20 protein-coding genes and 1 riboswitch are annotated in these 24,138 nt (G+C 63.6%); of the genes, 10 read left to right on the top strand and 10 right to left on the bottom strand.

Going from position 1 to position 24,138, the window contains the following annotated elements:
• Window positions 1-162: 162 nt before the first annotated feature.
• Window positions 163-1,710 (bottom strand): radical SAM protein, encoded by a 1,548-nt coding sequence (locus tag ASE60_RS17950; protein WP_057251895.1) that lies wholly within the window; start codon window positions 1,708-1,710, stop codon window positions 163-165.
• On the bottom strand, window positions 1,707-5,822 hold the full coding sequence (locus ASE60_RS17945) for an adenylate/guanylate cyclase domain-containing protein (RefSeq protein ID WP_057251894.1): 4,116 nt from the start codon (window positions 5,820-5,822) through the stop codon (window positions 1,707-1,709). Before ASE60_RS17945 ends, ASE60_RS17950 begins: the two co-directional genes overlap by 4 nt.
• Window positions 5,823-5,993: 171 nt before the next feature.
• On the opposite strand from ASE60_RS17945, the gene ASE60_RS17940 reads away from it, so the two are divergent.
• Window positions 5,994-7,679, top strand: coding sequence for an amidohydrolase family protein (locus ASE60_RS17940; RefSeq protein ID WP_057251893.1), 1,686 nt, complete (start codon window positions 5,994-5,996; stop codon window positions 7,677-7,679).
• A 41-nt stretch (window positions 7,680-7,720) separates the two neighbouring features.
• On the opposite strand, the gene ASE60_RS17935 is transcribed toward ASE60_RS17940, so the two are convergent.
• Genes ASE60_RS17935 through thiO form a run of 4 tightly spaced genes read right to left on the bottom strand, consistent with a single transcriptional unit; the run spans window position 7,721 to window position 10,265 of the window.
• A complete protein-coding gene (locus ASE60_RS17935; protein WP_057251892.1) occupies window positions 7,721-8,326 on the bottom strand; it encodes a thiamine phosphate synthase in 606 nt (201 codons plus the stop codon).
• A complete protein-coding gene (locus ASE60_RS17930) occupies window positions 8,323-9,096 on the bottom strand; it encodes a thiazole synthase (protein WP_057251891.1) in 774 nt (257 codons plus the stop codon). The genes ASE60_RS17935 and ASE60_RS17930 overlap by 4 nt, the downstream gene beginning before the upstream one ends.
• Before the next feature lie 3 nt (window positions 9,097-9,099).
• Window positions 9,100-9,297 (bottom strand): sulfur carrier protein ThiS, encoded by a 198-nt coding sequence (gene thiS / locus ASE60_RS17925; RefSeq protein ID WP_057251890.1) that lies wholly within the window; start codon window positions 9,295-9,297, stop codon window positions 9,100-9,102.
• A complete protein-coding gene (gene thiO, locus ASE60_RS17920) occupies window positions 9,294-10,265 on the bottom strand; it encodes a glycine oxidase ThiO (protein ID WP_057251889.1) in 972 nt (323 codons plus the stop codon). Before thiO ends, thiS begins: the two co-directional genes overlap by 4 nt.
• Before the next feature lie 160 nt (window positions 10,266-10,425).
• Window positions 10,426-10,546, bottom strand: a riboswitch (TPP riboswitch).
• A gap of 388 nt (window positions 10,547-10,934) precedes the next feature.
• Here thiO and bioB point away from each other — a divergent pair.
• Genes bioB through ASE60_RS17895 form a run of 5 tightly spaced genes read left to right on the top strand, consistent with a single transcriptional unit; the run spans window position 10,935 to window position 15,979 of the window.
• Window positions 10,935-11,951 (top strand): biotin synthase BioB, encoded by a 1,017-nt coding sequence (gene bioB / locus ASE60_RS17915; RefSeq protein ID WP_057251888.1) that lies wholly within the window; start codon window positions 10,935-10,937, stop codon window positions 11,949-11,951.
• Window positions 11,948-13,093 carry an 8-amino-7-oxononanoate synthase gene (locus ASE60_RS17910; RefSeq protein ID WP_057251887.1) on the top strand — a complete coding sequence of 382 codons (1,146 nt, stop codon included), beginning with the start codon at window positions 11,948-11,950 and terminating at the stop codon, window positions 13,091-13,093. Before bioB ends, ASE60_RS17910 begins: the two co-directional genes overlap by 4 nt.
• Window positions 13,090-13,728: a dethiobiotin synthase gene (bioD, locus tag ASE60_RS17905; RefSeq protein WP_057251886.1), complete on the top strand. Its 639-nt coding sequence runs from the start codon at window positions 13,090-13,092 to the stop codon at window positions 13,726-13,728. The genes ASE60_RS17910 and bioD overlap by 4 nt, the downstream gene beginning before the upstream one ends.
• Window positions 13,725-14,993, top strand: a complete 1,269-nt coding sequence (locus tag ASE60_RS17900) for an adenosylmethionine--8-amino-7-oxononanoate transaminase (protein ID WP_057251885.1) — start codon at window positions 13,725-13,727, stop codon at window positions 14,991-14,993. Before bioD ends, ASE60_RS17900 begins: the two co-directional genes overlap by 4 nt.
• Window positions 14,990-15,979 (top strand): beta-ketoacyl-ACP synthase III, encoded by a 990-nt coding sequence (locus tag ASE60_RS17895; RefSeq protein ID WP_057251884.1) that lies wholly within the window; start codon window positions 14,990-14,992, stop codon window positions 15,977-15,979. The genes ASE60_RS17900 and ASE60_RS17895 overlap by 4 nt, the downstream gene beginning before the upstream one ends.
• A gap of 63 nt (window positions 15,980-16,042) precedes the next feature.
• On the opposite strand, the gene ASE60_RS17890 is transcribed toward ASE60_RS17895, so the two are convergent.
• Window positions 16,043-17,044 carry a LacI family DNA-binding transcriptional regulator gene (locus tag ASE60_RS17890; protein ID WP_057251883.1) on the bottom strand — a complete coding sequence of 334 codons (1,002 nt, stop codon included), beginning with the start codon at window positions 17,042-17,044 and terminating at the stop codon, window positions 16,043-16,045.
• Window positions 17,045-17,340: 296 nt separating this feature from the next.
• Here ASE60_RS17890 and ASE60_RS17885 point away from each other — a divergent pair, with 296 nt between their 5' ends.
• From ASE60_RS17885 to ASE60_RS17870, 4 genes are all read left to right on the top strand, one after another.
• Window positions 17,341-18,273, top strand: a complete 933-nt coding sequence (locus tag ASE60_RS17885; protein ID WP_057251882.1) for a sugar ABC transporter substrate-binding protein — start codon at window positions 17,341-17,343, stop codon at window positions 18,271-18,273.
• A gap of 118 nt (window positions 18,274-18,391) precedes the next feature.
• A complete protein-coding gene (locus ASE60_RS17880) occupies window positions 18,392-19,954 on the top strand; it encodes a sugar ABC transporter ATP-binding protein (protein ID WP_057252110.1) in 1,563 nt (520 codons plus the stop codon).
• Between the two features lies 1 nt (window position 19,955).
• Complete coding sequence (locus tag ASE60_RS17875) at window positions 19,956-20,969, top strand: ABC transporter permease (RefSeq protein ID WP_057251881.1); 1,014 nt, start codon at window positions 19,956-19,958, stop codon at window positions 20,967-20,969.
• Between the two features lie 135 nt (window positions 20,970-21,104).
• Entirely contained in the window at window positions 21,105-21,575 is a 471-nt protein-coding gene (locus tag ASE60_RS17870) for an RbsD/FucU domain-containing protein (RefSeq protein WP_057251880.1), read from the top strand.
• Window positions 21,576-21,632: 57 nt separating this feature from the next.
• Here the strand turns inward: ASE60_RS17870 and ASE60_RS17865 are convergent, their stop codons facing one another.
• The 3 genes from ASE60_RS17865 to ASE60_RS17855 are packed head-to-tail and all read right to left on the bottom strand — an operon-like array spanning window position 21,633 to window position 24,071.
• A complete protein-coding gene (locus ASE60_RS17865) occupies window positions 21,633-22,577 on the bottom strand; it encodes a U32 family peptidase (protein ID WP_057251879.1) in 945 nt (314 codons plus the stop codon).
• A 7-nt stretch (window positions 22,578-22,584) separates the two neighbouring features.
• Complete coding sequence (locus ASE60_RS17860; RefSeq protein WP_057251878.1) at window positions 22,585-23,562, bottom strand: peptidase U32 family protein; 978 nt, start codon at window positions 23,560-23,562, stop codon at window positions 22,585-22,587.
• Window positions 23,553-24,071, bottom strand: coding sequence for an SCP2 sterol-binding domain-containing protein (locus ASE60_RS17855; protein ID WP_057251877.1), 519 nt, complete (start codon window positions 24,069-24,071; stop codon window positions 23,553-23,555). The genes ASE60_RS17860 and ASE60_RS17855 overlap by 10 nt, the downstream gene beginning before the upstream one ends.
• Between the last annotated feature and the right edge of the window lie 67 nt (window positions 24,072-24,138).

Raw genomic sequence — 24,138 nt, 5'->3', positions numbered from 1 at the left:
AACAAGGTCGACGGCGATCGCCGGCCGACAGGTGTGAAATAGCTAACGGAAGCTTACCCAAAAAGTTTGAATCCAATCTTACCAAGCCGACCCAACTTCACGCACTGGAGGTTGCAATTACGGGGCAGATTGACGCAGACGCCGGGACGCTCTCAACCAGGGCTATTTAACGCCGAGGCTCGTTCGTTGTCGCTGGCCGGTCCGATATTCGAGATTGCGGGCAATGGTCTCGTCAAGCGCGCCCGAGGCGTCGGTGATCATCGTTGGCGCAAAATGCGCACGGAAGCCTTCGCCGACCCGAAAGGCCGGCGTGTAGAGCGGCCCAAGCGGCTGCGTCGTCGTGACATAGGTGAGATTGCCGTCGCTGCCCGAACGCGTCGGAAGACCATGGCGATGCATGACCGAGGGCAAGGCGAGGCGCAGGCTGTTGGCCAGCAGATGGATCATCTGCCGGCCCGAAAGCGAGCGACGGTAATTGCGGTAGAAGCCCAGGCAATGGCGCAGGATTTGGGTCCGATTGCCGTCGAGACGCGACAGCTTGCGGGCAAACAAGGCGACGTCGTCAAGGTTGTCGAGGGGATGGGTCATCAGCGTGAACCCATCCATGTCGCGCAGTTTGGCAGAAGGAAGGAAGCGGCCCTCTGCGGCGCATTCGTCAAACAGGGGTGTGCCCAGCAGCGGGATCGTCAGGCTCAGGAAGGCCGGCAATGGCATTCTGCTTTCGCCGGTGATGAAGGCGAGTTCGTCCTGCATCGCCTGCATCGTCTGCGACGACGGATCGAACATCAGCCCGTACTGGAAGGCGACACCGGCCTTCAGGCAGGTCTGAATGGCTTCCAACTGCGGCACCACCAGGTTCTGTTTCTTCTGGTAGCGCTTCAACTGCGCTTCGTTGAGCGTCTCGACGCCGCTGAAGAGGCCGAGACAGCCGGCCGCGCGCACCGCTTCGAGATTGTCGGGATCGCGAAAGAAATCTCCGGTGACGAGCGCAATCCATCCCTGAAACAGTCCCTCTTTCCAAAGCGAGCGGATCAGGTCGAGCTTGGCATGGAAGGCGTCCTTGCTGTTTCCGTAGAAATTGTTGTCGATGAACAGCACGTATTTCTTGGCCGGGACATTGCGCAATTGCGCTTCGATATAGCCGAGGTCGTAGCTGTGATAGCGCCGGCCTTCGGCGGTGAGCGCACAGAAGCTGCACTTGAAATTGCAGTAGCGGCTCGTCTCGACATAGCTGACCGGGCCGCCCCAGCCGGCGAGGTCGAAGCGCGGCAGGATCGTCTCGGAGACGGCCCATTCGCCAAAGACCTCCTTGATAACCGCCTGCATCTCCTCGACGTCACCTTCGCAGGCGTAGTCGAAGGTTTCGGCGCTCGAAACCGGCAGATTGCGGACGACCGGTCCGCCGGCGACGATGACGCAGCCTGGAGATTTCGTGCGGGCATAGGCGGTCAGATGGCGCATCCGGTCGAAGGCGGCGGTGACCCCGGTCAGCACCAGCATGTCCAGTTCCGCGAAGGCCGCCTCGTCGACGAGCGGCCCGTCGTGAAATTCGCTGTAGGCGCGAAGGCTCACGCGATCGCGGGCAAAGGCGCCCGCCAGGAACAGGTGGCCGGTTCCCTGCGGGATGAAGTCGGGGCGACCTTCCGGATTTCTGGTCTCGTCGAAATGCGCAAGCACGATTAGGACGCGAGGCACTCGATACTGGTTCACGCATGGCCTCCCTCAAACGCAACAACCGGGACATGGGGCGGAAACGCGGCCTGATCGAGCTGGAGGACCTCGCCCCAGGTGTTTTGCCGAACGGCAAACATTGTCTCCAAGGCCTGCCACGCCGCAGCATCCTTCGGCCCCGCCGGGTGGCGCAACGAGGCGAGCGCCACGGCCGGCATCTCCAATTGTATCGCCTCTGCGAAGGCGTATCGCGCCACCCGCTCGGCGCGTCGTTGCTGGCCGAGATGCAGGTAAATGGTCGCCTCGCCGAGTGCTGCCGTTGGGCGGCCGATCGGATAGACGCGTGCGAACCGCTCGAGCTTTCGCAGGACAAGCTGCGCCGCTGCCGGGTCGCCGCCCTCCGTGTCGCTCGCGACGTCGAACAGCCGGGCGAGCGCCGGCAGGGTTCGCGTCTTCATCGCCGGGTTGAGCGTCTGGCACCAGGAGAATGCCCGTTCGAACCACGCCTTTGCTTCGCCTCCATCACCTTGCCGCCGGGCGGCTTCCGCGAGAAGAGACGCACCCTCGATGCAGTGCACGAGTTCCAGTCCGTCGGCCTTTGCGGTGATGATCTGCCTGAGTTCATCGAGATCGGCGTCGATGGCGGCCCATCGGCCAAGCGCCGCATGGCCCCTGAGGCGGCCGAGCAGGCCGCAGCCGAGCACCTGGGTGTCGCCGCGCCTGCGGCCCTCTTCGCAGATGCGCTGAACCAGGATTTCCCATGGTGCAATGCCTTCGAAAGCGGAGGTCAGCAGCCAGGGGCCGGAAATCGTCTCGAGGCCAACGGCCACTTCGCACCAACGTCTCAAATCGCCGACGGTCGAGGCGTTGTTGAGGCCGGCCTCGAACGCCCGCTTGCCTTCGCGCCAATGGCCTATGCCGATTTGGTACATGCCCGACAAAAGGTCGACGCGCACGCGCGTTCCCAGTTGATCCACGCGCTCCGAAAGGGCGGCGGCCAATCGGCTGTAGTGCTCGGCCTGTTTGTGAAGCGGGATCACGCCGCATATGGCGCCGAGGCTCGCGTAATTGGTGGCGGTCGTCGGCGAGACATATTTGTTTCTTTCGGCGAGGTTCGTCGCCCGAAGCGTCGCATGGATCAGCCGCAGCTTCTCGCTGGTGAAGTAGTAGATCCGCGTCAGGTCCTCATGCGCCTTTGCCGCGAGAAGGAAAGGATCGGATGGTGACCGCGAGATCTCGCGTTCCAGGATCCAGTCCTTGTCTCCATGGGTCACGCGACGCCACACCTGTTCGGCAAGATCGAGAACGAGATGCAGCGCAAGGCCGGCCGAGGTGCGCGGAAGCGGCAGGCCGGAAAGCCGTAGGCCCTCCTCATAGGCATGCCTTGCAGCTTCGGCCCGGCCGAGATTGAGACTGGCCTCCCCGAGCAGGAAACAGGCGGCCGCCCGCCGGGCAGGCGTGATCGTGATCGAGAGCTCGCGCGCGGTCTTGAAAAAGCGCTCGATCAGGTCGACGACAGCGGCATTGTCGAACTGGCGCAGACGCAGCTCGGCTACACGATCCAGGTAGTTGAATGCCTGCGCTGCATCGCCGGCGCGCTCCCAATGGCTCAATATGCGCGGCAGATTTTCCGCATTGTCGGGCTGCCCGCTCTCTTCCATCGCCTGGGCGATGGCGCGATGTGCCTCACGGCGCTGTTCCGACAGCATGCTGTCGTAAATGGCCTGGCGGATGACGGCGTGGCTGAATGTGAAACGGCCCGGACGGTCGTCCATGGGTTTGATCAGATGGGCCGCCTGCAGCCGCTCGATGCTTGCCTCGATGTCCAAGGCGGACTTCCTGATCGGTGAAAGCGCCTGGAGTTCGGCGATGGAAAAGGTCGCGCCCATGGCGCTTGCGATCTTCAGGAGAGCCTGGAGCTCAGCCGGGAGCTGGTCGGTTCGGGCGATCACGGTGACCTTGGCCGTATTGAGCAAGGTCGCTTCGTTCGAACGGGCTTCGGCGAGCGACAGGGGGACCTGGGTTTCCGCAGCCTTCGGCAATCGCCGTTCGCCGATCATCCGGCAGATTTCGCGTATGAGCAGCGGGTTTCCCGCCGACTGTGCATAGACCGCTTCGCAAAAGCCATCTGCCGGGGAGTTGCTGCCGATCGACGCGCGCACCAGTGAAATCGTGCCCTCGAAATCGAGGGGCAAGAGATCAAGTGTCTGCGCACCATTGTAATGTTGTCCGGTCCACCGCGTCAGGTCCTGTTGCGTCCTGGCCGTGCGGGTTGACACAACGACCGGGATCGGCGCCGTTCCGGAAACCAATCGGCCGAGCAGCTGACCGGATGCCTCGTCCAGCCAGTGGACGTCCTCAAGCACTACAAGGCCGCGCCCCCAGGAAAGGCTGTCGGTCATCAGATCGCGCAGCAATTCACGCAGCCGGTGCGACCGCCCGTCGCCTGACATCGCCCGGGTCTCGACCGTGTCGGTCAAGGTGAGGTTGATGGCATCGTTCAGCAACGGCGCCAGATGTGCGAGTTCCGGTCGGTGGGCGAAGAACTGCATCACCTGATCCGAGGCTTCGGCGCCGCGCAGGTCGCCGATACCAAGCAGGTCGCGGATCACTCCGCGCCAGGCAAAATAGGGCACGTCGCTTTCGATATCGTCGGCATTGCCGACCAGAACCTGGCTTCCACGGTCACGGCAGGTTTCGACGAAGGAACGAAGCAGCGCCGATTTGCCGACGCCGGAATCACCCTTAACGATCATCACGCCGGTGGCCTGTCCTCTGCCTGCGCGCTCCACATACGCGTTGAGTGCTGCAAGTTCGGCCGCCCGGTTGAAGAGAACGGGGGACTTGGTGTCGATGGTCGCGACGGTCTCGGCAAATGGCGCGAAGGCGACCACGCCGCCGCGCATGCCGGGCACGGCAAGTGTCCAGGGACCGGAAAAAGCAATCTGGCCGGCAGTCTCCTTCGCCGTTGCCTGGTCGACGAGAATGCGGCCTGCGGCAACGCTCGCCAGCCGGGAGGCCATGTTCACGGCGGCTCCAACGACAGTGTAGTCGGCACGATGGATCGTCCCGAGCGCGCCGCAGAAACTCTCGCCGGTCGAGATGCCGGCCGACAGGCCGAGATCCGGCTCGTCGAGTTCGTTCGACAGGCGAAGGGCGGCGATGATCGCCCGGCGCGCATTGTCGGCATGTTTTTTGCCGGGCAGGCCGAAAACGGCGAAGACTTCGAGCCCGCCGGAATGGAGCGCTGTGTGCAGGATCTCTCCACCGGTGCGGCCGACGACGGCAATCGATCGTGCTACGAGCTTGTTCAACCGATCGAGATCCGTATCGAGATCGCGCCCGACGATATGCACGAAAAGCGCGGTCACGATCCTGAGGTCTGCGAGCCATTGTGAAAGCGGTGAGAGCAGGCGGCTGCGCAGCGAAAGCGGTAGATAGGCTTCAAGCCGGTCGGTTGCGGAGCCCGGCTGAGTGCGGGGCGCTTCCTTCGTGGTCGAGCAGGGCTCGATGCTTTCGAGGCGTGTGGTCCCCTCCCGGTTCAACCCGCCCTTGGCGCGCCTGCCGATCAGCTGCCACGCGGCATCGGAGACGAGAATTTCTCCGGCGTCGCTCAGTTGGCCGCCATGATCGGCCTGGGCCAGGCAGTCGCCTCCGACGATCAGCCAACGCTGGTCCGCGCGCGGCAGCAGATGCAGCAGCGTGATGGCGCCGGCACCGACGGCGATGCGCAGTTGAAGCGCGTCTTCGGGATTGCCCGGCCCGCCGATTTGCTCGCGGATACGTTCGGCGCAATAACAGCTGCGCCAGGCCGTCTGTTCGAGCTCATCCGGGGACGGTGCCCGCCAGCCGGCAATCAGGCTGTCGCCGGCGAAACTCAAGACCGTGCCGCCATGCTCCTCGATATGGGTGATGAGCTCGCCCATGAAGGCGTTCAGAAGCAGGCTGACGCGTTCGGCGCCGGCAGCGCGGTCGCTTTCGGACCATTTGGCGGTCAAACGCGTAAAGCCGGAGATGTCGGCGAAAAGCAGCGAGCCGAGAAAGTCTTCCCGAGCGGGGGCAGCCGATTCCGTTGCTGCCGGGGAGGACCATTGGACCAGGGCTCCGGACAGGTAACGTTGGAACTCATATTTGCCGGCGCCACCAACCACGCAAAATTCTCCCCAAGATTTTAGAGTAACACGCCTCCTGTCTGACTGAAAGTCGACTCACGCTGATCTACGGGACCCCAGTAACGGCAAGTAAATATCTGTTTCGCGCGGCTTTCGGACGGAGTAATGTTTGCCCGATTGTTCGAGGGGGTCTCGCAACAGGAGGGGACAATGGAGGTCGACTGGGCTGGTCCGGTCGCCGCCGTGACGCGCCGCGATGTCTTGCGGCTGGTTTCGGCGGGCGTGCTTGCAAATGTGCTTTCCGGGTGCCGGCATCTGCCTTCGCCCGGCGCCTGCAGTCTCAGTCATCCGATCATCGACGTCCATTGCCATTTCTTCAACGCGGCCGATGTGCCGGTGGATGGACTGGTTCGCTATGTGGCGCTGCGGGAGAAGATGCCGGAGAAAAGGCTCTCCGCGAACGCTGAGGAGGCGAAGGGGCTGGAAAATGCCCTGGTGGTCTTTCTCGTGACAGCGCTTGGCGATGTCGCGCCCAAAGCCAAACATGAACTTGCTGTTCTGAAAAAAGGCGCTCGGCGCCTTTCCGACGCCGAGCTCGCGCGGCGCAAGGACGAGCAATTGCGCGTCGCGGTAAGGGATCTGATCGCGCGCGCAGGCGAGCAACGATCGACGTTTTCGAGGCGCAGTCTTGGCGAATCCCCTGACTATGACGGTTTGCTGCGTCAGCTCGGCGGAACTCCCGATCTGCCCCAGACATTCCAGCGGCGTTCGGGCGGCGGCGTGAGTGAAGCGGATGTCGATACCGTCGCCACCGCCGCAAAGGCGCACGACCAGATCGGAACCTATCTTTCCTTCGTCCGGCTGATGCAGGACTACCGGGAAAACCTGGCGGAAGCCTATGTCAAGATCTTCGCTTCCAAATGTCGGCTCTCTCTGATCACGCCGAGCATCCTGGACTTCGATAAATCGCTTCACGGGACATCATCGCCACAGCGCGACCAGATCGACGTCATGGACGAGGTCCAGCAGATCGTCACCAGGAAGCACGGCATCCGCATGCACAGCTTCGTCGGCTTCGATCCGCATCGGGAAGCGCAAAGGCCGGGTTCATCGCTGGCAAACGTCCAGTACGCGATCATGGAAAAGGGCTTCATCGGTGTCAAAATCTACCCGCCGATGGGCTTCAAGGCATGGGGCAATGCGGATCCGGCGATCGATGGCGCGCTGAAGCGGCTCTACGCCTGGTGTCGCGACAACGATGTGCCGATCATGGCCCATGCGGAAAACAGCATCGGGGCCGGCTGCGGCTACGGCAATCTTGCAAGCCCCGCCTATTGGAAGAAGCTGCTCGACACGAACCAGTACGATAAGCTGCGGATCAATCTCGCGCATTTCGGCGCCTTCGACGAAATCCTGCGCCCGGGGGCGCCGACAGGCGTGATGGTCTCCTGTGCCCAGGACAAGTTTTCCGGGCCGCCGACCTGGGAAGAGATCATCGGCAGGACGATCGATCACGAGCGTCGCCCGAACCTGTTTGCGGATCTGAGCTATCTCAGCGAACTGGTCAGCAGCGACGACAAGAATCTTCACACGAAGATCCGGCAGCTGTTGGACGAATGGCTTGATGATTACGACCCGGACGCCCGCCATCTCATGTTCGGCACCGACTGGTCGATGATGGCGCTGGAGAAGGACTACAACGCCTATGTTTCGAGAATAGTCGAGCAACTGACGCTCGCCAGCGTCAGCGACGAGCACCAGCAGAATATCCTCTGGAGGAACGCTTCCCGCTTTCTCGGTCTCGACCGGCCCGGCAAAACGCGCGACCGGCTTACCGCCTATTGCGACAAGCACGGCCTGGGTTCGGCCTGGCTTTCAGAACTGGCGATTGCCTGAGGCAGAGCCACGGCGTCAGGTGATCCCGCTGTTTTCCTCGATCAGCGCCACGGCGCCGTGCGTGCAATCCACTCCCGCGTCCGCCCCTCTGGATCGGCATTCAGCGTGATATCGGTGACGACCGCGGCGCTGTCGGCGCCATGCTCGAAGACGCCGGCAATCCGGTCGATATTGAGGCCGCCGATCGCAACGAGCGGCAGCGGCGTGACGCGCTCCCGCCAGGCGGAGAGGCGCGGCAGCCCCTGCGGATCCCATTTCATCTGCTTGAGGATCGTCGGATAGATCGGTCCGAGCGCGACATAGTCGGGCTTGGCGGCAAGCGCCGTCTCCAGCTCCCTCTCGTCGTGGGTGCTGAGGCCGAGCTTCAGGCCGGAAGCGCGGATTGCGGCAAGATCCGCATCCGCGAGATCCTCCTGGCCGAGATGGACGAAATCGCAGCCTTCCTCGATCGCGAGGCCCCAGTAGTCGTTGACGACGAGCTGGCACCCATGATGGTCACAGATCGCCTTGGCCGCGCGGATCTCGTCGCGAAGCTCTGCTTCCGGACGGTCCTTGACGCGAAGCTGCACCAGTTTCACGCCGAGCGGCACCAGCCGCCCGATCCATTGGGCACTATCGACGATGAGGTAGAAGGGGTCGAGTTTCACGCGAACACCGCCTTTCCGATGACGGGCGTGGAGGGAACGGCAAAATCGCGCGGTTCGAGCATGCCCGCCTCGAAGGCATCGCGTCCGGCGTCGATTGCTCGGGCGAAGGCGGAGGCCATGAGGGCCGGTTTCGTTGCCCCGGCCACGGCGGTGTTGAGCAGAACCGCGTCGAAGCCGAGTTCCATCACTGTCGTTGCGTGTGAGGGCCGGCCGATGCCGGCATCGACGATCAGCGGCATATCCGGAAAATGGGCCCGCATGGCGCGCAGCGCCGGGATGTTCTGTGGCCCCATGGCGCTGCCGATCGGCGCGCACCAGGGCATCAGCACCTTGCATCCGGCCTCGACGAGATGCTCGCCGACCACGAGGTCGTCGGTCGTGTAGGGGAAGACCTCGAAGCCTTCGGCGCAAAGGATGCGTGCTGCTTCGACCAGCCCGAAGACATCGGGCTGAAGCGTATCCTGATGGCCGATGACTTCGAGCTTGATCCAGTTGGTGCCGAAGACCTCGCGCGCCATCTTGGCGGTCAGCACCGCCTCCGCCACCGAGTGGCAGCCGGCGGTGTTGGGCAGCACGTGCACGCCGAGCGACCGGATCAGGTCGAAGAAAGCGCCGCCCTGACGGCCGCCGGCGGTTTCGCGGCGCAGCGAAACCGTGACAATCTCGGTCGCCGACGAACGAACCGCGTCTTCGAGCGCGGCAGGCGAGGGGTAGCGGGCGGTGCCCAGAAGCAGGCGGGAACGCAGTTCCTGTCCATAAAGCGTCAGCATGTCTCAGCCTCCTTTCATCGGCGAGAGAATTTCGATCCGGTCGCGATCGCTGAGGGAATGGGCCGAGCGGTCGGCTCGGTGCACCAGCTCGCCGTTGACGGCGGTGGCAAGCCAATCCCCTTCGAAGTCGAGTGCGGCCAGGAGTTCGGCAAGGGTCGTGACTGTGAGGTCGTGATCCTCGCCGTTGACGGTCAATTTCATGCGGCGTCTCCCTTCAGGTTCCGGGTAAGGGCAAGGTTCGCCGCTTCCTCGGCCAGGGCCGGTGAAAGCAGGAAGCCGTGGCGATAGAGCCCGTTGAGCGTGATGGTGTTTCCGGCGCGCATGACGCGCGGCAGATTGTCGGCAAAGGCCGGCCGGACGCCGGTGCCGGTTTCGAGAAGGCGCGCCTCGCCGAAGGCGGGGTGAAGCGCATAGGCTGCGTTCAGCAATTCCATCAGCGAACGGGCGGCAATCGGACCGCCGTCGTCGGTTTCGATCATGGTCGCTCCGCACATGAACAGACCATTGCCGCGCGGTACGATGTAGAGCGGGATGCGCGGGTGGATGAGACGGACTGGCCGCGACAATTCCACTTCGCCCGTCTGCAGATAGAGCATCTCGCCGCGCACGCCGCGCAGGCCGGCGATGGCGCCGATCCGCGAAGCGCCGCTGCAGTCGGCGATCAGATCGCTGTCGCTGCTATTATCCGCCTCGCCGATGAAGGCGACGCCGTTCTCGACGAGCTTTTGCCGCAGCAAGACAAGCGCCCGGCGCGGGTCGAGATGCGCCTCGCCGGGGAAGAACAACGCCTCTCGGAAGCGACCGGCAAGCGCCGGCTCCAGCCTCGCGATCGCTTCTCCGCCGAGCCATTCGAAGCCGGACGTGCGCGAAGCGAAGCGTTTGAGTTCGCCGACGTCTCGCGGCGGAGCGACGACGAGGGTGCCGTTGCGTGACACTTCGCCCGGAAGCGCGCGGTCCCACCAGTCGATGGCGCCGATGCCGCGCGTCAGCACCGTTTCCTCGGCGCTCTCGCGTTCGCACCAGGGCGCCAGCATGCCGCCGGCAAACCACGAGGCCGCCCCGCCGAAGTCTGGCTGCCGCTCGGCAACGGCCACCTCGACGCCGCGGCCCGCCAGCTCATGCGCCAAGGTCAGCCCGCCGACGCCGGCACCTTTGATCAGGACACGCATGGTCAATGCGCCCAGCTGCGGCGAGCCGAACGTCGGCCAGAAGGAAGCAGAATCGCGATGAAGATACGCATTGCCGAGGCTCCATTGTTGGAGACCCAGCTCGGACCGGAAGAGAGGGAAGGACGCCTTGCCGAGATCTGCTCGCGCGAACGCGAATGCGGCAGCGATGTCTGCACCGTCCCTACGCCAGTATGAACTGGATCAGGTTCAACGGGTCACTGCGCCGCGGAAACCGCCTAGCAGAATCTCAGCCCCTTGTCGGGACACCCCTGGTGAATGCTTCAAACTGAGCGGCTGGATCGGATTTTGTCAAGGGCTGCCGGTGTGTACCTCGTGCGCAAAAAATTATCTATAAAAAGTGGAAGGACATGTGTTCTTGAGGCTCGCTGGTGTCGGTAGCGGGCATCGGTCGAGAGATCTACGGCTAGTGCAAGGCGCAAGGTCCCGAAAATCCGGGCATCTGGCCGTTGCTGTCATCGCCATCAGCTGATGCCGCCGAGGCGGAAAGTCGCGGTATTTGCCCTTCTGACCGCAGCCGTCGAGGCACGAAAAAGCACGACAAGGTTGAGTCATTGCAATTAGGTCTCCTTTTAGATGGTTGCTCGATGCAGTGTCCGTGAAAATTATAGATAATAATGGATTCTATCTATTCTGGGGAAGTGAACGAACATGCTCGACACAAACAGTTCGACTGAGCCGACCTCCGGAGCTACGAAGCCCGGCAAAACCGGTTGGAATCTGGGCGACGCGCAAAAAATCTATAATTTGCCGTTCAACGACCTTCTGTATCGTGCGCAGTCCGTTCACCGCGCCCAGTTCGACCCCAATGCCATCCAGATGAGCCGCCTGCTCTCGATCAAGACCGGCGGCTGTGCCGAAGACTGCGGCTATTGCAGCCAGTCGGCACACTACCCGACGGGGCTGAAAGCGTCGAAACTGATGGAAGTCGAACAGGTTCTTGCAGAGGCACGCAAAGCGAGGGATGGCGGCGCGACGCGCTATTGCATGGGCGCCGCCTGGCGCAGCCCGAAGGAGCGCGACATGGAGGCGATCGTCGCCATGGTCCGCGGCGTCCGGTCGCTCGGCATGGAGACCTGCATGACGCTTGGCATGCTGACGCCGGAACAATCCGGGCGGCTCGCAGATGCCGGGCTCGATTACTACAACCACAATGTCGATACGTCGGAGCGCTTCTACGGCGAGATCATCACCACCCGCAGCTTTGCCGACCGGCTGGAAACGTTGGCGAACGTCCGCGACGCCGGCATCAAGGTCTGTGCCGGCGGCATCCTCGGCATGGGCGAGACGGCTGACGATCGGATCTCGATGCTGGTGACGCTTGCCAATCTGCCGGTGCCCCCCGAAAGCGTGCCGATCAACATGCTGATTCCGATCCCGGGCTCGAAGCTTGCCGATGCGGCGCCGGTCGATCCGATCGATTTCGTTCGCACCATCGCCCTGGCGCGTATCCTGATGCCGCAGTCGCATGTCCGCCTTTCGGCCGGCCGCACCGATATGAGCGACGAGATGCAGGCGCTCTGTTTCTTCGCCGGCGCCAATTCGATCTTCGTCGGCGAAACGCTGCTGACCGCCGACAACCCCGGCGAGGATCACGATGCGGCACTCTTCCGCCGGCTCGGGCTGAAGCCGATGCCGCTTACGGCAGAACCGGAAGCGGCCGAATGACCGCGGGCTTGCTCCACCGCTACGAGAAGACGCTTCACGGCCTTGAACGCAAGGAGCGCCGCCGCGAACTCGCCTCCGGCAGTGGGGTCGACTTCACCTCGAACGACTATCTGGCGCTTGCCGGTTCGCCGCGTCTCAAGGCGGCGATCATCGCGGCGATCGACCGCGGCCTGCCGGTTGGATCAGGCGGTTCGAGACTGTTGCGCGGCAACCACAGGGAACACGAGGCGCTGGAGGCGGAGGCGGCCGCCTTCTTTGGCGTGGAGCGAACGCTGTTCTTCGGCAGCGGCTATGCGGCCAATGCCGCCTTGTTTTCGACGCTGCCGCAGCGCGACGATATTATCGTCCACGATGCCCTGATCCATGCGAGTGCCCATGAGGGTATCGCCGCAAGCAGGGCCGGTGCGATCGCGGTCAAGCATAGCGACGTTGACGCCTTTGCCGATGCGATCGGTGCGTGGCGCAAGCGCGGCGGCATGGGACATCCGTGGATTGCCGTCGAAAGCCTCTATTCGATGGACGGCGACCGGGCGCCGCTTGCAGACCTCGCCGCGCTCGCCGATCGGCATGATGGATTTCTGGTGGTCGACGAAGCGCATGCGACCGGCGTCTTCGGGCCAGATGGCCGCGGTTTGACGGCCGAATTGGACGGCAGGGAAAATCTCGTCGTGCTGCATACCTGCGGCAAGGCGCTCGGCGTTTCCGGCGCCCTCGTTGGCGCAAACGCCGTGCTTTGCGACTATCTCGTCAACCGTGCTCGCAACTTCATCTATGCGACGGCGCCTTCGCCGCTCATTGCTGTCGCCGTCCGCGAGGCTCTTGTGACACTGGCGGATGAGCCTCAGCGCCGGGCAGCGTTCGATGATCTCAGGACCTTCGCCAATCGGGCGCTTGCCGAGACCCTCGGCATCGAAGGCAGCGGCTCGCAGATCCAGCCCGTCCTGATCGGCGACAACGGTCGCGCCGTGAGGATTGCCGCGCGAATGCGCGCCGAAGGTTTCGATTTCAGGGCGATCCGTCCACCGACCGTTCCCGAGGGGACGGCGCGGCTTCGGATCGCGATCACGCTGAATGTCGACCGGCCGATGATCACGCGCATGCTGCAGGGCTTGAAGGTCGCAATGACGGAGGAGCGGTCATGATGCGCCGTTTCGTCGTCACCGGCACGGATACCGGGATCGGCAAGACGATATTCTCCGCGGCGCTGACCGACGCGCTTTGCGGTTGCTACTGGAAACCGGTGCAGTCGGGGCTCGATGAAGAGACCGACAGCGAGGCTGTAGCGCGGCTCGGTCGGATCCCGCCCGACCGCATCCTGCCTGAGACCTATCGGCTGCGGACACCGGCTTCGCCACATCTGTCGGCGCGGATCGATGGTCAGTCGATCCAACCTGAACATCTCTTGCCGCCCAAGGTCGACCGCCCGCTCGTCATCGAGGGGGCAGGCGGGCTCCTGGTGCCTCTCACCGAGCGGAGCGTCTTTGCCGATGTGTTCGCGCGTTGGCACATCCCGGTCATTCTCTGTGCCCGCACGGGGCTCGGCACGATCAATCACACGCTGTTGTCGCTCGATGCGCTCCGGCGCCGTGCGATCCCGGTCCTGGGTGTCGCCTTCATCGGCGACGAGCAGGCGGATAGCGAAGCGATCATCGCGGAACTGGGGGAGGTTCGACGGCTTGGGCGGCTGCCGCGGCTCGACCCGTTGACGCCGGAACGGCTGCGGCAGGCGTTTCGCGAGAATTTCAACGTCGACGATTTGCTGGAGGTGCCGGCATGAGAAATTCCACCGTCTGGTATCCCTTCACCCAGCATGCATTGGAGCCGGCGATGCGACGCGTCGTCCGGACCGAGGGCGCCTATCTCATCGACGAAAACGGGGCGGCGATCCTCGATGCGATTTCGTCCTGGTGGGTCATCACCCACGGCCACCGGCATCCCGCCATCATGGAAGCGATCCGCGCCGCCTCGCAAACCTACGATCAGCTTATCTTCGCCGAATATACGCATGCGCCGGCGGAGAACCTGGCGCGCGGGCTGATCGAGATCGCGCCACCCGGGCTCGCCCATGTGTTCTATTCCGACAGCGGCTCGACCGCGGTCGAAGTCGCGCTGAAGATGGCACTTGGTTTCTTCCACAATCTCGGCCGGCCGCGGAACCGCATCTGTGTGCTCGAACACGGCTATCATGGCGATACGATCGGCACGATGTCCGCGGGAGAAAGGGGCGTCTTCAATGCGCCTTACGCACCGTTGCTCTTTGCCGTCGATCGGCTGACGTTTCCGGAGCCGGCTCAAGAGCAGGCGACGCTTGATGCCTTCGAGGCGGCCTGTGCCACCGGCGAGGTCGCGGCCCTGTTGATCGAACCACTGCTCCTCGGTGCAGGCGGCATGAAAACCTACCCGGCTTCCGTGCTTGCCGAGTTGAAACGGATTGCCGAACGGCATGGCAGCCTGTTGATCGCCGACGAGGTGATGACCGGATGGGGAAGGACGGGCAGCCTGTTCGCCTGTGATCAGGCCGGCATCACGCCCGATATTCTCTGCACGTCGAAGGGACTGACCGGTGGCGCGCTGCCCTTGGCGGCGACACTCTGCACGGCCGAGATCTTCGAGGCGCATCTCTCGACCGATCGACGCAAGACGTTCTTTCATTCGAGTTCCTATACGGCCAATCCTATCGCCTGCGCGGCAGCGCTCGCCAATCTCGCCGTCTGGAAGGGAGAGCCAGTGCGGGAACGTATCGCCGCGTTGTCGGAGGAGCAGCGTCGGCATGGCGCCCGCCTCGCCGACGATCCCCGCTTCAGCGATACCCGCCAGCTCGGAACGATTGCTGCCCTTGATCTCAAGGTTCCGGCCGGCGGCTATCTCTCCGAGATCGGCCCGCGGCTCAGGGCCTTCTTCCGCGAGCGGCGATTGCTGATCCGCCCGCTCGGCAATGTCATCTATCTGATGCCACCCTATTGCGTGACCGCTGAAGAGCTCGACCGGGCCTATGGCGCGGTCGACGAGGCGGCATCGCTTTTCGCGGCAGGGCGGCTGTGAGCGCCGCACGGTCCTCCCGGCTCGCCGGCTTCGGCCATGCCGTGCCGGCACGGCGCGTTGCCAATGCCGAGATCGAAACGAAGCTCGGTCTCGAGCCCGGCTGGATCGAGCGTCGTACCGGCATTCGCGAGCGGCGTTGGGTCGAGGATGGCGAGACATTGACGGGACTTGCGTCGAGCGCCGGCGCGGCGGCGCTCGAGGATGCCGGCATGCTGCGGGGCGATGTCGCCCTGACCCTGTTGGCGACCTCCACGCCCGATCATCTCCTGCCGCCTTCCGCACCTTTGCTCGCCCACCGGCTCGGGCTCACCCGTTCCGGCGCGATCGATCTGGCCGGTGCGTGCTCGGGGTTCCTCTATGCTTTGACGCTTGCCGACGGCTTTGTCCGTTCGCAGGGAAAACCGGTATTGGTGGTGGCGGCCAACATTCTGAGCCGACGCATCAACCCGGCGGAAAGAGCAAGCACCGTTCTCTTTGCCGACGCGGCGGGTGCGGTCGTCGTTGCTCCTTCCGATGATCCGCAGACCGGTTTGCTTGGCGTTGACCTTGCCGCCGACGGCAGCCGCTACGACCTGATCTCAATCGCAGCCGGCGGCAGCAGCCAACCGTTCTCACCGGGCCTGCAGCCCGAGGATTTCCTGATGACGATGCGCGACGGGCGGGAGATGTTCGCCCAGGCGGTGGAGATGATGACAGCCTGTGCCGTCCGCGCAATGGATGCCGCCGGCTGCAATCCCCAAGAGATCAGCCGCTTCGTGCCGCATCAGGCCAATGCCCGGATCTTTGACGCCGTCTGCGATCGCCTTGCCATCGAGCCTGCAAGAACCGTACGGACCATCGCGGACTACGGCAACTCGTCCGCCGCGACGATCCCGCTGTCACTATCGCTGACGCATAAAAATCGGCCGTTCGCTCGCGGGGAGAAGCTGCTGTTGACGGCAGCGGGCGCCGGGCTCACCGGAGGCGCGGTGGTGCTTGGCTGTTAGCCGGTGCGAGACGGGTGCGGAAATCGCGCGCAATTTTCGCGCCTCACTTGGGCAGGCTCGCAGTCAGGGCGTCCCAGGCGCTGCGCAGGATCCGCGGCGTATGAGGACTGGCTGCAGCTTGTATTCCTCCTGCAGCGCGTGGCTGCCGAGCACGCCGTCCAGCGCCAGCCGTGCGATCTCGTCGATCGGCTGGCGGATCGTCGTCAGGCGCGGCAGCACCAGCGAGGCAAGCGGGATGTCGTCGAAGCCGACGATCGAAAGATCGGTCGGCACGCGCACGCCCATGTCGCCGGCGGCGCGCAGAAGACCGATCGCCTGCTGATCGCTCGCAGTCGCGATCGCCGTCGGGCGCGTTGCTGCCGCTTGTGTCAGCATCTGCTTACCGATCTCTTCGCCCGAGCGGTAGTCGAAGTGACCTTCGACGACCTGCGGTGCGACGTATTCGCCTGGATGGGTCGTGCGGAATTCCTCGAGCCGCTGCTTAAAGCCATCGCGGCGCTCGCCCGACACCTCGGTCGAACTCGGTCCGCTGATGTAGCCGAGCCGGCGATGCCCGAGTGCGAGCAGATGATCGGCGGCGAGGTAGCCGCCCTGCCTGTTGTCGACGGCAACGAGTGCATGCCCGCTCAAGGGCCGGTCGACGGTTACCGTCCGCGTGCCGGCGACAAGTCCGTCGACGAGACTGTTGCTGACGGGAACGAGGATCAAACCGGCGGGCAGGCGCCCGAGCAGTGTCTCGATCTGCTGCCTTTCGGCCTCCGGATCGTCATGGGTGTTGGCGAGCAGGACCGAATATCCCTCGGCCGAAGCAAGCATCTCGACATGCTTGGCAAGCTCAGCGAAGAAGGGATTGGTGATATCGGGCACGACGAGCCCGATGATGTCGGTTTTGGCGAGCCTGAGACTGCGGCCGAGGATGTTCGGGCGATAGCCGATTGCCTCAATCGTTGCTTCCACTTTCTTCCGGATGTCTTCGCTGACCGTCTTGTTCTTGGCGAGGACGCGCGAAACAGTGCCCACGGAGACACCGGCACGCTGGGCAACATCCTTTATCGTCGGGTTCAAACGGTCGGCTCCAGTCCCATTTTCTGCGTCCGCTGCGGTTAGAAATCATGCAGCAGATCAAAGCGTTATCGCAAGCCCCCGGGGTATCGGGTGGCGGCTGGTTTCTTCCTTTTAAATCAGAGAATGCCGGCAACAGATAGCGACTTCCAGCACAAATTTCACCGTGATGAAACGTTTCATATTGACAGCAGAGAGATGTTTCGCTTTTCTTGGCGGCAGAAGCGGTTCATTCGCATTCACTTGATGAAACGTTTCATCGATGGTTGGAGGACCGTCGTTTCACCGGAGGAGAACCCATGAAGCTTTCAAGATTCGCATCTATCGTCGCGCTCACTGTTGCCACTGCGCTCCCGACGATCGCGATGGCCGCCGACAAACCCGTCGTTGGCCTCGTCATGAAGTCGCTTGCCAACGACTTCTTCAAGAACATGCTCGAAGGCGCAGAGGCGCATGCAAAGAAGCGGGGCGACTACGAGCTCAAAGCCATCGGCATGCAGAACGAGACGGATTTCGAGAGCCAATTGAACGGCGTCGAAAACTTCATCACCCAAGGCGTCGACGCGATCGTCATCGCACCAGCCGACTCCCGCGCCATGGTCGCGCCGCTGAAGAAGGCGATGGACGCCGGCATCGTCGTCGTCAACTTCGACGTCTCGCTCGACGAGCAGGCGAAGAAGGATGCGGGTGTCGACCTCGCCTTCGTCGGTCCTGACAACCGCGGCGGCGCCAAGATGGTCGGCGATGCGCTCGCCAAGGACCTTGGCGCCGGCGGCAAGGTCGTGATCCTCGAAGGCAACCCGGGCGCCGACAATGCGGCGCAGCGCAAGCTCGGTTTTGAAGACGCGGTCGCCGCCGGCAAGCTCGATCTTCTCGATTCCCGCACGGCTCATTGGGAAACGGAAGAGGCGAACGCCGTCTTTTCCACCATGCTGACGGCGCATCCCGATATCCAGGGTGTGCTCGCGGCCAACGATTCGATGGCGATCGGGGTGGTCAAGGCGCTCGATGCGGTCGGCCGCAATGACATCAAGGTCGTCGGCTTCGACAACGTGCCAGCGGTCGCGCCCATGCTGAAGGACGGCAAGCTGCTCGCGACCGTCGACCAGTTCGGCTCGGAGATGGCGGCCAATGCGATCGACAAGGCGCTCGCCGTCGTCGCCGGCGGTCCCAAGCTTGAAGGCTGGGTCAAGACCGACATCAAACTCGTGACCAAGGACGACGTGAAATAGCCCAGAGATTGCTTCTACCGCACCGGGTGTCGCCCGGTGCGGCTTAGGCAGGAACAGCGGACGCGGGATGCGATTGGCTCCCGTTCGGAATTGCTGCGTTTCAAAGGGCTAGATTATGATGAACACGGAATCAGTGCGCGCGGATGCGGCTGACATTTCGACGCGGCCCGTTCTGGAGCTGCACGATGTCAGGAAGGCCTTCGGCGGCACCAAGGCGCTGAACGGCGTCAGCCTTTCTATTGAGCCAGGCGAAGTGCATGGCCTGATCGGCGAGAACGGCGCCGGAAAGTCCACGTTGATCAAGGTGCTCTGCGGCATCGTCCGTCCGGACGAGGGCGCGATCAACCTGTCCGGCCGCGCTTACGCGCCGACGACGCCGCGCGAGGCCAAGGCCAACGGCCTCCAGGTCGTGCACCAGGAATTCAACCTGCTGCCCTATCTCTCAGTGGCGGAAAACATCTTCATCGAACATCTGCCGCGCAATGCACTCGGCGTTGTCAGGCTGCAGGAGATGCATGCCGGCGCGCGTGCCGCGCTCGACGCCATCGGACTCAGCGACATCGACGTGTGCTGGCCGGTCGAGCGGCTCGGCATCGCCCATCGCCAGCTCGTCGAAGTTGCCAGAGCGCTGATGACGGAAAGCCGCATCCTCATACTGGACGAACCGACGGCAACGCTGACGTCGCGCGAGACCGAGCGGCTGTTCAAGATCATCAACGAGCTTCGCAGTCGCGGCGTGTCGATCATCTTCGTTTCCCATCACCTCGACGAAGTCTTCCGCATTTGCGACCGAGTGACGGTGCTGCGCAATGGCGAGACGGTGTTCTCGCGGCCGATTGCCGAAACCAACCAGGACGAACTGGTGCGCGCCATGGTCGGCCGCAAGCTGCAACAACAGATGGCGAGCGAAATGGTGTCGTTGGCGCGCCCCGAAGAAGCGCTGTCGCTCGTCAACTTCCGCCATCCGCAATCGCCCCATGCCCAAGGCATCTCGCTTCAGTTGCACAAAGGCGAAATCCTCGGGATTGCCGGTCTCGTCGGTTCGGGGCGCACCGAGCTCTTGCGCGCGATCGCCGCTGCCGAGCCACCGCTCTCCGGCGCGCTTCGTCTTGAGGGTGCGCCCGTTTCCTTCCGCTCGCCGCGCGAGGCGATCAATGCCGGCATCGGTTTCGTCACCGAGGACAGGAAGGAAGAGGGGTTGATCCTCAACATGCCGATCGCCGCCAATGTCACGCTCGCGTCTCTCTCGGACGTGTCGCGCGCCGGCATCCTCGACAGGAAGGCCGAGATCGCGGTGACGGAGCGGCTCGGTGCCGAGCTCAAGCTGAAATATGGCGGGCCGGGCAGGAATGCCGCGACCCTTTCCGGCGGCAACCAGCAGAAGGTGGTGCTCGCCAAGTGGCTGGCGCGCAATCCGAAAGTGCTTTTGCTCGACGAACCGACGCGCGGCGTCGACGTCGGCGCGAAGGCTGAAATCTATGCGCTGATCCGCCAGTTCGCCGAGCGTGGCCTGGCGTTGCTGGTCGTCTCCTCCGAACTGCCGGAGCTGATGACGCTGTCGGACCGCATCCTGGTGATGTCGCAGCACCGCGTCGTCGGCGAACTGTCGCGGCCGGAATTCTCCGAAGAACGTATCCTGCAATATGCCTACCAGGGCGAGCAGCAACAGGCGAGGCACTGAGATGCAAGCACTCGAAAAGACACAAGCAAGCGACACCGCCGATACGCGCCGGCTGACGGGCTGGTCGCCGAAGGTGCTCCTGCGCGATGCCGGTATCGGCCTGGCGCTGCTGCTTTTGATCGTGTTCTTCTCGGTCAGCACCGAGCATTTCCTGACGCCCAACAACATCTCCAATATCCTGACGCAGATCACCATCAACCTGATCCTCGCCGTCGGCATGACCTTCGTCATCCTGATCGGCGGCATCGATCTTTCCGTCGGCTCGATGCTCGCCTTCTGCGCCGTCGTCGGCGGCACGGTGCTGACGATCCCCGATCTCTCTGTGTTTCAGGCAGTAGCCCTTGCGACCCTTGCGGCCGTCGGCACCGGCGTGGTCTGCGGCTTCCTCAATGGCTGGATCAGCGCCTTCTGGGGGCTGCCCTCCTTCATCGTCACGCTCGGCATGCTGAATATCGCGCGCGGCGCAGCACTTCAGGTGACGGATGCGCGGACGATCTATTCCTTCCCGCCGAGCTTCAACGCCTTCGGTTCGCAGATGATCCTCGGCATACCCGTGGTCTTCCTGATCGCACTGGTGCTCGTCGCGATCGCCTGGTTCGTGCTGTCGAAGACGGTGTTCGGCCGGCTGCTCTATGGCATCGGCAACAACGAGGAGGCCGTGCGCCTCGCCGGCCACTCGCTGATGTTCTACAAGGTGGCGGCGTTCACCATCGCCGGCGCGCTCGTCGGCATTGCCGCCATGGTCTACATGGCCCGCCTCAACATCGCGAGCCCGATCATAGGCATCGGCTTCGAGCTCAATGCGATCGCGGCAGTCATCATTGGCGGCACCAGTCTCAACGGCGGCCGGGGCACGGTCATCGGCACATTGCTCGGCGCCTGCATCACCGGGGTTCTGGCCAACGGCCTCATCCTGTTCGGGCTCAGCGACTTCATGCGCCAGATGATAACAGGCGTCGTCATCATCCTCGCCGTGATCATCGACAAATATCGCGAGCGGCTGACGGGCATTTGATCGGGGCGGCTTGCCGCCCGCTCCCAACCAACGAGAAACGTTCATGCGCGCTGCTGGGGCGATAAGGCCCGCATGCATCGCAGTTTCGTGCCCGGATTTCCGTGGGCAGAGACAAGCTGAGGAAAGGATAGGCTGATGCTTATGAATGTTGACCCGGCACTGAATGCGGACGTGTTGCACGCGCTTCGCTCCATGGGCCACGGAGACCGGATCGCGCTCGTCGACGCGAACTTTCCGGCCGACACGATTGCCCGCAACACCCGGCTTGGCCTGCCGTTGCACATTGCCAATGTTTCGGCTGCGCGCGCAGCCAGAGCCATCCTCTCCGTCATGCCGCTCGATACGCCGCTGCAGCCTTCCGCCGCTCGAATGGCGCCAGAAGCCAAGGCGGGGGAGTTGCCGGATGTCCAGCTGGAGGTGCAGGCCGAAATCGCACGGGCGGATGGCGACGCGCCGAAGATGTACGCGATCGAGCGCTTCGCCTTCTACGAGGAAGCAAGACGCGCCTATTGCGTCATCGTGACCGGCGAGGCGCGCCTTTATGGCTGCTTCCTGTTCACCAAGGGCGTAGTGCCGCCCACCAGCCGTTGGGACGAGGCGATGTGACGGAAGTCGGCATCGTTGCTTCCTCGCCGCCCGGCAGAAGTGTGGCCGGCCCGCGACTCAGGCAGCCGGGATCGCCAAGGACGCTGGTACCTTGACCCAGGCCGCTCCCGTCTGGCCGTGGTGGAAGCCATTGGAAAACGGGACTCCCGGATAGACAGACTCGAGGCGTGCCAGGCTTTCGTCGATGGCGCGCCGGCCGGCGATCGCGTCGCCATAGATCTCGGCGACGGCGACCATGTCGCAGTCCTGTGGGGACAGCCGGATCCGGGAGACGCCGGCGGCGGCAAGTTCAGGCAGTTCCTGCATCAGCGCCTGGCAGGTGTGCGACATGGTCTGCACGCCGTTCAGTGCGAGGAAAGGTTGACGGTCGAGCGTCTCGACGGTCAGGCCATCCGTGTCCTCGCCGCAGATGAACTGGCAATTGTCCTTGATCAGGCCCTTGGAACGGGCATGGGCGCAGCGCGCCGAGATCGCCAGCGGCACGCGACCGAAGGCGAAGATCTCGAAAGCGAGGCCCGGATTGTCCTTGATGATGCCGCGCACCGATGCCATCGGCAGTTCTGGCGGCAGACAGATGCTCGTCGCGCCCCTCGATGCCAATAGCCTGGCGGTTGCGCCGTTGTAGACGTTGACCAGCGGCCCGACCGAATGCGGCCTGCCGGCAAGCAGGTGCAGCGCGGATAGGTCGTTGGCCTCGATCGGGTAGGTGCTGTCACGCACCAGCCCGCGCACGAGCTGGCTTTCGCGTTCCAGCGTCACCAGCGCCAGCGAGGCGAGGCTAACCTCTTTGCCGGCACTCTCCAGCCGCTCGATGACCTCTCCGACATGCGGCTCGATGAAATGCAGCCGCTTCGAGCACACGGCCTCGCCGATCGTTACATGGGCGATCGGCGCCTCGTCGGCGATGCGAAAGTAGAAGTCGCGCCACTTGGGGCCGTCCCAGAGATAATAGACTGGGCCGAGGCTCAAGGCGGGTTTGGATGGGCTCGTAGATGTGGTCATGGGCCGATTACCTCCAGCGCTTTTCATAGGCGCCTGTTGTCGTCTTCTGGCCTTCGCTAAGCGCTTTCAGCCGCGATACCAAAGCGGGCCGCTCGGCGGCGCCGGCGGTCAGTGCCCGCCGCATGACCGAGACGACCTCGGCAACATAGGCCTTGCCGCGCTGCCGCCCTTCGATTTTCAGCGCGCTGACGCCCGCGCTGCGCAGCGCATCGATATGGTCCATCACGTCGAGCGAAACCGGATCCTCGAAGGCATAACCGCGTTCGTCGGCAATATCGAAGCGCCCCTTGCAGAGCGTCGGGTAGCCGGCGGCCTCTCCGGCCGGGAAGCGGTTGATCGTGTAGTCGCCGAGCTCGGAGACGAGTTCGCGCCCGTCCTGGCGGTAGCGCACATGGCTTGCGGGCGAGCAGACGCCGTTCATGTTGGGCGACTTGCCCGTGGCGTAGGAAGAGAGCGAGCAACGCCCCTCGGCCATGACGCAGAGGCCGCCAAAGGCGAAGACCTCGATCTCGCAATCGATCTGTTTGGCTAGTCGGGCGATGTCGGCGATCGTCAGCGTGCGTGGCAGCACGACGCGTTTTGCCGCGAAAGCCTCGACAAGGAACCGAACGGCATCGGCATTGGAGGCGGAGGCTTGCACGGAGACATGCAGCCGCTGTTGCGGATGGCGTTCGACCGTGTAGGCCATCAGGCCGAAGTCGGCGAGGATGACGGCATCGGCGCCGAGTGCCACGGCGTCGTCCACCGCCTGGTGCCAGAGCGTCTCCTGGCCGGCGCGCATGAAGGTGTTGATCGCGACGAAGGTCATCACCTTGCGCTGCTTGGCATAGGCAATTGCCGTCCGGAGTTCCTCTCGGGAGAAGTTCAGCCCGGGAAAATTGCGGGCGTTGGTTTCGTCGCGAAAACCGCAATAGACCACGTCGGCGCCGGCATCGACGGCTTCGCGGAAGGCGGCCGGCGTGCCGGCGGGGCAGATCAGTTCCATTGGGGAGCCTCCTCCTTGACAACACGGCCAAGTGCGCGCTCGCGGATTTCCTCCGTGGCGCGGCGCACGAGCGGTGCGAACGGCCCACTCATCCGCGCAAGATCGCGTGGGAGATCGATTTCGCAATCGTCGAGTGCGTTGCGCAGCGCCAGCATCGCCTCCATGTCGCCGCTGACGGTGAGATCACGCGAGAAGAAGACGGCGTCGCCATCGACACGGCCTTCGAGCAGGGCCAGCAGCAGCACCAATTCGCCTTCCATGCAGGCATCGGAAGCCGGCGCGCGCTCCTTGCGATGGACGGAAATGCGCGGCACGGCCGGTTCGACGAGAAAGCCGATCGGCAGATCGGAGGGCAGGAAGGCGTAGCGTTTGTTGGCATGGTCAGCCAAGCGATCGAAGAGGCCGGGATGGGTCTCGATCACGCGGGTGAAGACACGTTGCACCACGCTTTCGATGGCGATGATGGGAACGAAGCTGAGAGGTGCGGTGATCGCGAGCGGAAGTGACATTGTTACCTTTTGGGGCTACCTGCGAAGCGACGGAATCGGACGATGCGGCGCATGCTAGTCGCCCGCC

It is taken from the genome of Ensifer sp. Root278, from assembly GCF_001429285.1.
GTDB lineage: Bacteria > Pseudomonadota > Alphaproteobacteria > Rhizobiales > Rhizobiaceae > Ensifer.
This window is presented reverse-complemented; position numbering and strand designations above follow the sequence as displayed.